The 6,859-nt window shown below is 63.2% G+C and carries 6 protein-coding genes; 2 read left to right on the forward strand and 4 right to left on the reverse strand.

The features are described 5' to 3' along the window. A partial coding sequence (locus Y703_RS22230; protein ID WP_253908068.1) for a peptidoglycan DD-metalloendopeptidase family protein occupies positions 1 to 1,518 on the reverse strand: 1,518 nt, incomplete at its 3' end. 354 nt (positions 1,519 to 1,872) lie between these two features. Continuing rightward, on the reverse strand, positions 1,873 to 2,967 hold the full coding sequence (locus Y703_RS0114295) for an alkene reductase (protein ID WP_026553249.1): 1,095 nt from the start codon (positions 2,965 to 2,967) through the stop codon (positions 1,873 to 1,875). A 348-nt stretch (positions 2,968 to 3,315) separates the two neighbouring features. On the opposite strand from Y703_RS0114295, the gene Y703_RS0114300 reads away from it, so the two are divergent. Further along, entirely contained in the window at positions 3,316 to 3,618 is a 303-nt protein-coding gene (locus Y703_RS0114300; RefSeq protein ID WP_026553250.1) for a DUF4193 domain-containing protein, read from the forward strand. Between the two features lie 148 nt (positions 3,619 to 3,766). Here Y703_RS0114300 and Y703_RS0114305 read toward each other — a convergent pair whose 3' ends face one another. After that, a complete protein-coding gene (locus tag Y703_RS0114305; RefSeq protein ID WP_026553251.1) occupies positions 3,767 to 4,156 on the reverse strand; it encodes a hypothetical protein in 390 nt (129 codons plus the stop codon). Between the two features lie 97 nt (positions 4,157 to 4,253). Between Y703_RS0114305 and Y703_RS0114310 the strand changes: the two genes are divergently transcribed. After that, complete coding sequence (locus Y703_RS0114310) at positions 4,254 to 5,078, forward strand: TspO/MBR family protein (protein WP_026553252.1); 825 nt, start codon at positions 4,254 to 4,256, stop codon at positions 5,076 to 5,078. Between the two features lie 111 nt (positions 5,079 to 5,189). Here the strand turns inward: Y703_RS0114310 and Y703_RS20105 are convergent, their stop codons facing one another. Continuing rightward, positions 5,190 to 6,650, reverse strand: a complete 1,461-nt coding sequence (locus Y703_RS20105) for an HNH endonuclease signature motif containing protein (RefSeq protein ID WP_253908069.1) — start codon at positions 6,648 to 6,650, stop codon at positions 5,190 to 5,192. Positions 6,651 to 6,859: the final 209 nt, after the last annotated feature.

The raw sequence follows: 6,859 nt of genomic DNA on the forward strand, positions 1-6,859 counted from the left end.
CGCCGTGATCTCTTCGGACTGCTCTGGCGACGTGTCTGCCTCGCAGCCGAGAGCCGGCTTGGAGGGGTCGTCGCTCCCGGTTCCGTCGCCGCTCTCGTCGGCCGTTCCGTGACCATCGGCTGAACCGTCGATATCTGCAGGCGCCGGTTCAGGCTCTGGCGCCGGAAGCGGTGAAGGGGCGGGGGCGGGGGCGGGAACTGGATCGTTCCCAGTCTCTGCGCCGGATCCGATGCCGATAGCAGGTGGGGGCGCCGGATCGGATCCGTCCTCACAGTTGAGGTCCGGCTCAGGGGTCGGCGCTGGGTCCGCTTCGGGGTCCGGCGCTGGGGAAGGATCGGGCGTGGGTACCGGCACGGGAGCTGGCTTTGGTGTGGGATCGGGCGTTGGTTTGGGCGTTGGCGAAGGTGTCGGGTGCGCAGCGGGTCCCGGCGACGGCGACGGGCCGGGGTGCGGATTGGTTTTGTCACCCGGAGCTGGCGCCTTTGTGATCGGCGGAGTGTGCGATGGCGTCGGAGCGGCGGGTGGGGTCGAATGATCTGGCGCAGGAGACGGCGAAGGCTTCGGGCTGGACGAGGGGGCCGAAGAAGGCTTCGGCGAAACAGGAGCTGCCGAAACGGGTGCGGCCTGAGGTGCAGGTAACCTGCGGGGCGATGCTGCGGCGATGACCAGACCGGGGGCATTCTCAGCTCCGTGCGACACCTCGTGTGGCATGGCGATCACCCAGGGCACTGAAGATTCGCCTGAGCCGGTCCCACCAGGCGCGTACGAGGTCATGTCCGGTGATCCCGCATTAATCGAACGACCCAGTGGGGTTAGAGTCCAGCCTCCTGGGTCAACATGGGATCCGTCGCGGATGGTTTCAAAGTGGAGGTGGCAGCCTGTCGAGGACCCTGTCGATCCCACTGCGGCCACGATCTGGCTGACCGCTACCGTATCCCCCGTTTCAACTGAGATACCTTCGAGGTGGTTGTAGGTAGTGATCAATCCGTTGCCGTGATCGATCTCCACGCGATTGCCGCCGCCCCACAGGTGCCAGCCGACCGCCCGCACCGTGCCAGCGTCGGCCGCGTGGACGAGTGTGCCGCAGGGCGCTGCGAAATCCAGGCCATAGTGAAACTCGCCGGCCGCACCGGTAATCGGGTTAATGCGCTCGCCGAAAGGGGAGCTGGGGCTGAGCACTCCCAGCGGTGACATGAGAGACCCAGCGTCAGGGCGATCGGGGCCGCTGGAAGGAATGCTTGTCACCTTGAGGCCGTCGTCGGCGGGTGCGGTTACCTCCACCGCGGGTCCACTGGTGGGGCCATCGGGGACCAGGAAGTCTTGGGACGGCGGGGTGGGGAGCGTCAGCAGCTCCCGGCCCACCCAGCCGGTTGGCGCAGCCGATGACATAGCGGAGCGGGCCGCCGCCGCGGTGAGCTGTCCCGAGCCACCGATGAAGGTGCTCTGATAACCGGAACCACAGACCGCCGCCACAGTGATGCATACAGCGAGTGCCCCGCGGGTTGCAGACCTGCGCAATCCCGGTGTTCTCGGGGAAGTGGTTGGTCCGACATGTGTCACGAGCAGCTCCAGGCTTATCCCTGCCGGGCAAGCTGACGGACGAGGAAGAACCCCATCAAAGGGCAAGCTCGCTAGCCCCCACCGACTCACCCCTGCGCGGGGAATTTCTTATGTATCCCTTAGAGTGACCCACGCCGCTCAAATGCGCAACGGGTTGAAGGTAAACATCTTCGAAAATGGCTGGTTCCCCAAGGTTTTACCAAGCCGTGAGGGCGGATGACGTGCAGCTGCAGGTTGGCCATGAGGGCTAGCCTCGACCAACCGGCACGCCTGGCCGCGTACCTTCCCAGCGGCAGCCTTTCGCGCAGCGCGCTAGGCGGTAGCCTCGGCGAGCGGCTCCTGATAGAACGGGTAATCGATGTACCCTTCCGCGCCGTCCGAGTAATAGGTCAACGGGTCCGGCTCGTTCAACGGCAGGCCCTCCTGCCAGCGGCGGGCCAAATCCGGGTTCGCGATGGCCTGACGGCCGACGACGACTGCGTCACCGATGTTCGATGCCAGGATCTCCTCAGCTTCGTCCAGATCGGTCATGACCCCGAATCCGCTGTTAACCAGGAACGGTCCATCGAATCGGGTGCGGATTGTCTGCACCAGTGCACCGGCAGGATCCTCATGGAGCACGCTCAGGTAAGCAATTTTCAGAGGCGCGATGGCATCTGCCATTGCGCCGTAGGTGGAAAGGGCGTCGGACGGATCAACGGGAAGCACGTCCCGTGCGCTGGTGCCCGGGGAGATTCGGAGCCCTACCCGCTCGGCGCCGACCGCCTTAACAACTGCCTGGACCACCTCGATCATGAAACGCGCCCGGTTCTCGGGTGACCCGCCATAGCCGTCGTCGCGCTGGTTCGTTTCGGGGAACATGAACTGGTGCAGCAGGTATCCATTGGCACCATGGAGTTCGACACCGTCCATACCGGCGTCGATCGCGTTCCGCGACGCCTGCACAAACTCCTCGATGACGCCGGGTAGTTCGTCACCAGTTAACGCGTGCGGCACTGGGTACGGCATCTTGCCGTCGTAGGTGCGCGTTTCCCCATTGATCGCGATGGCGCTTGGAGCGACGACTGTGTGTCCGCCGGTGGTCGACTCGTGGGTGACGCGCCCCGCATGCATTACCTGAGCGAAGAGGCGGCCTCCGGCGTCGTGCACGGCGTCCGTCACCTTGCGCCAGCCCTCGAGCTGTTCCTCGGTTACCAGGCCTGGTTGGCCGGGAAAGCCACGGCCCGCGTGGCTGGGGTAGGTGCCCTCGGTGACGATCAAGCCCAATGAGGCGCGCTGGCGGTAATGCTCCACAACTATCGGTCCGGGAACGCCGTCACGGCTCGACCGGACCCGGGTGAGCGGGGCCATAACGATGCGGTTGGGCAGTTCGAGCTGGCCAAGGCTGAGTGGGGTAAACAGAGTCACAAGTTGCACGTTTCAGTCGACAATGGGTTCCACAGGTAGCAACCATCACGGCGGCCACCCTATTCCGCGGCCGTCTTCAGTTCTGACGATGGTGGTGGCGCCCGGAGCCATATACGTCGTCGCGCCGGGGGACTCCACAACCCGGCTCGAGCCAGGGAATAAGTGGGCACCTGCTGTGCTTGATGTACCTATCACCCGGTGTACCAGTACGAGACGCTCGACATGGGGCCTAGTAATAGGACATCCGTGCGACAATTTCCCCGGCACAGTGGGCCGGAATTTTCCCGGCTGCACTCGGTGGCTGCATTACCCACAGGCTTCAACGATTTCCAGGAGAACGGCACCGGCATGGCAACGGATTACGACGCACCGCGCAACAATGATGAGGACAAGGAAGCCGAGTCCCTCGAAGCCCTTCAGGCTAACCGTGGCAGTAAATCCCAATCAGCTTCGGTCGATGTCGAGGACGCCGACACGGCTGAGGGCATTGACCTTCCCGGTGCGGATCTTTCCGGCGAAGAACTCCTGATCCGGGTTATCCCGCCCCAGGAGGACGAGTTCACCTGCTCCTCCTGTTTCCTGGTCCGCCATCGCAGCCAGGTTGCCCGGCAAAAGGGCGATCTCCTGTTCTGCCGGGAGTGCGAAGGCTAAGCGGCCCGCTCCGGTGTTGTGAGGGGCGGGCTGCGCGCACCGGCGAGATTGCCGCTCGATCCGGTGCTTGTCCCGGCCGATGAGCCACTGCGCCACCGACGGACCTCCGATCGGTAGGTCGACGGCGCAGCAGGGTGATTCTTTTGCTCTATTGGTCCAGTGGGTTCTCATCGGCCTCGTTGAGTGGTGAGCCGCCGAGGTTGGCGCTGTCGTCACTGCCGTCAACCTCGGATTCGTCGGCAGGATCGCCGAAGTCCACATCTGCGGCGGCTTCGCCCAGGGTCGGCACATCGTTTGCCAGCTCGCCTGCCGATTCGTCGCGCAACGCTTGATCATCCATAACGTCTCCTTCAGTTGCGGTCGCAGCCGGCTCGTCCTGGAGCAGTGGGTCGTTGCGCCACAGATCGGGGTTGTCCTCGGCCGCGCCCGGGTAGCTGTCAGGCTGTCCCACGGCTATCGGATCCAACTCCTCAGCTTCCGCTGGGTCGATTCCGTCGACGATGCTCAGTTCCTCTTCGGGAAGATTTGATTCAGTCATGACATACCCCTTTCGAGTAAAGACGTGAACTACCCAGCCTACTGATGGATTGATTCAAGAGATAGTTTTCTAATCAGGGTGGCGGTTCAATGGAGGTATGAGCGCTCACACATTAATCGACAATAAGACCAACGCCGACCTTTACCGCCAGATCACAGTCACCCTAAGCATGGCTTTTTGCATAGTGGGATCGATGGTTGGCGTGGGGGTCTTTGGTGGAACGCCGATCGCCGAGGCTGCTGACGGTGCCCTGGGCGCCGACGCTACCCGGTTGGCGCCAGCGGGTGCTGCCTTTTCGATCTGGACAGTGGTCTACCTCGGCCTAGTGGCCTACACCGTGTGGCAATGGCTGCCGTCCCAGCGAGCCAGCCAGCGGCAACGAGCACTCGGCTGGCTGGTGGCGGCGTCGATGGTGTTGAACGCCATCTGGATTCTGAGTATTCAAGCGGCGTTTCTCAACGCCAGTGTTCTGGTGATTGCGGCGCTCCTTGCAGTCCTCGTGAATGTGTTTCTGCGCTACAGCAGCCGTCCCGCTGTGTCCTGGCCTGAGGCGGTCATTGTTGACGGCACGCTTGGCCTCTATCTGGGGTGGGTCTGTGTAGCGGTTTGCGCAAACATAGCCGCCGCTTTGTCTTCCGCCGGGTTCGATGGATTTGGCGTGAACGCGGACCTTTGGGCTGTGGGTGTGCTCGCAGTTGTTGCTGTGGTGGGCGTCGGTCTGGCGTTCAAAGGCAACGGTCGGCTTGCTATCGCAGCAGCGATTGGTTGGGGACTGGCCTGGATTGCCGTCGGCCGCACTAGTGGCGAGATGGAATCTACGCCGACTGTGATATCAGCGTCTGTGGTCGCTGTCGTAGTGGTTGCGGTAACTGTCCTCATCCGGTGGCGTTCAACGGGTCAACGGTCGGCTTCCGCCAAGTAGCTGCCTGGCGCGACCGGTACTACTCGAAATGAGCTGCTCGAAACGGTCCTGCTCGAAACGGTACAGCTCGAAATGAGCTGCTCGAAACGGTCCTGCTCGAAACGGTTCAGGTTAGAAGGGCGGTGGGTCTGGTGCCCTGGGCTCTGGGGGTGGGTCTGGTCGTGTGGTGTAGGTTTCGCCGGCTGGTGAGATAGCGATGATGGTCCCAGCCTCTGGTTGTTGGTAGTGCCAGTAGCCTTCGGTTTTGAACATGTGGTGGCGTTTACACAGACACGCCAGGTTGGAGTAGCTGGTTTTCCCGCCGCTGGCCCAGGGGATGGTGTGGTCGAGTTCGCAAAACACCGCCAACCGGTTACAGCCCGGGTGCCTGCACGTACGATCCCGGACCCGGACCGAGTCCTGCAAGTCCTTGGGGACCCGGTAGGTGGTGGCGTCAGCGCCAAGTCTGGCCCCGGTGGAGGGGTGGGTGAGTATCCTGGTGAACGACGGCGCGTGCCCAGCCAACCGGCGGGCCGCATCGGGGTCGATCGGCCCGTACCCCTCGAGTTCCCCCGGTGTGTCCCCGCCGAGGAGCGTCATCACCGGGACCGTGACAAACACTTTCGCCTGAACACCATCGCCATCGTTTGGTCCGGCGCTGGTGAGGACGTCGGTGAATACGTCGGCGCGTAGCTGGGTGAGAGTCCGGGGTTCGTCGGGGCCTTGCAGGGCGCGGGCAGCGGTGTCGACCCGATGGAAGATCCCTGCGGCCTGAACGACAGGTAGATACGCTTCGAGCCAAGCCATCCCGTCATACGCGGGACTGAGTTGCAGCAACCGGCCCTGGACGGCCTTCTTGTGTCGGGTAGTGATCGATTCGGGGTGGAGCCTCTCGAGTAACCGGTGGGCCTGCTGAGAGAACTTCGCGACCGTTGTTTTCCCCGCCATGGCGATGAGCTTACTTTCGTAGGCGACGGTAACTGCAGGGACAACGTCGGGCAGGTTGCTGGCCTCTTCAACGACCGCCCACGCATGACGGCGCGAGAACCTGCCGCCCTCCAACGCGTGCAACGTGGCAGGGTAGTGGCGGGTGAGGAGCGTACTGTGTTCGATCAGGCTCCCAGCGGTCCGCTCCGGTAGGCGCAAGGCGGCACCGACCTCGCTCGCGGCGAGGGCTTTATCGAAATCCAAAGTGCCACGGCCACCGTGGATCCGCTCAGCCTGAAGGTCCAGAATTCGGGTGACGAGCTTCGCTTCCTGCGCATCGAGCCACGACCTGGCCTCGGCGACATCCCTCAACGCATCCAACGCCTGAGAGGAACCCAGCCCGGCAGGAGCCGCTAATCCCAGCTGCCCCGTCAATGCAGAGGATTCATCACTAGACCGCACCCGCGCGTCAGGCCCAGACTGGCCTGGATTAGCTGTCATTCCGCACCCATCAGCGACGGGAGCGATCCACTCGGCATCGACGCTTAACGGGCCACCCACGCCATACCCGGCGGAAGTACCAGTGGACCCGTGGTCGGAGGCGGAATCGGCGCCAGATTCGGGAGGGATCCCCGCTCCGGGAGCATAAGCTTTGCTGCTTTTCATACCTCTATTCCACCATCGAGCACTGACAGAACAACGACTAAAAGAGGCCTCGGGGGAACCATCGGGGCAATAAAATTAAGCTCTGAGCGAACGCGCCGGGGCCCGTCAGTTTCACCGGATGGCGCCCCAAGAATACTCCGACATCCTCACAAAAAACGCCGACATCCTCCCATACCAAACCGCCGCGCCGTTAGGCATGGCGGGTCCGG

The sequence above is a fragment of the Arthrobacter sp. H20 genome, from assembly GCF_000520515.1.
In the GTDB taxonomy this organism is placed as follows: domain Bacteria; phylum Actinomycetota; class Actinomycetes; order Actinomycetales; family Micrococcaceae; genus Arthrobacter_D.

Bases quoted from the DNA above. Each gene is read 5' to 3' on its own strand.
- Y703_RS0114300 (WP_026553250.1), top strand. From the start codon at position 3,316: ATGGCAACGGATTACGACGCACCGCGCAACAATGATGAGGACAAGGAA.
- Y703_RS0114310 (WP_026553252.1), top strand. From the start codon at position 4,254: ATGAGCGCTCACACATTAATCGACAATAAGACCAACGCCGACCTTTAC.
- Y703_RS20105 (WP_253908069.1), bottom strand. From the start codon at position 6,650: ATGAAAAGCAGCAAAGCTTATGCTCCCGGAGCGGGGATCCCTCCCGAA.
- Y703_RS0114305 (WP_026553251.1), bottom strand. From the start codon at position 4,156: ATGACTGAATCAAATCTTCCCGAAGAGGAACTGAGCATCGTCGACGGA.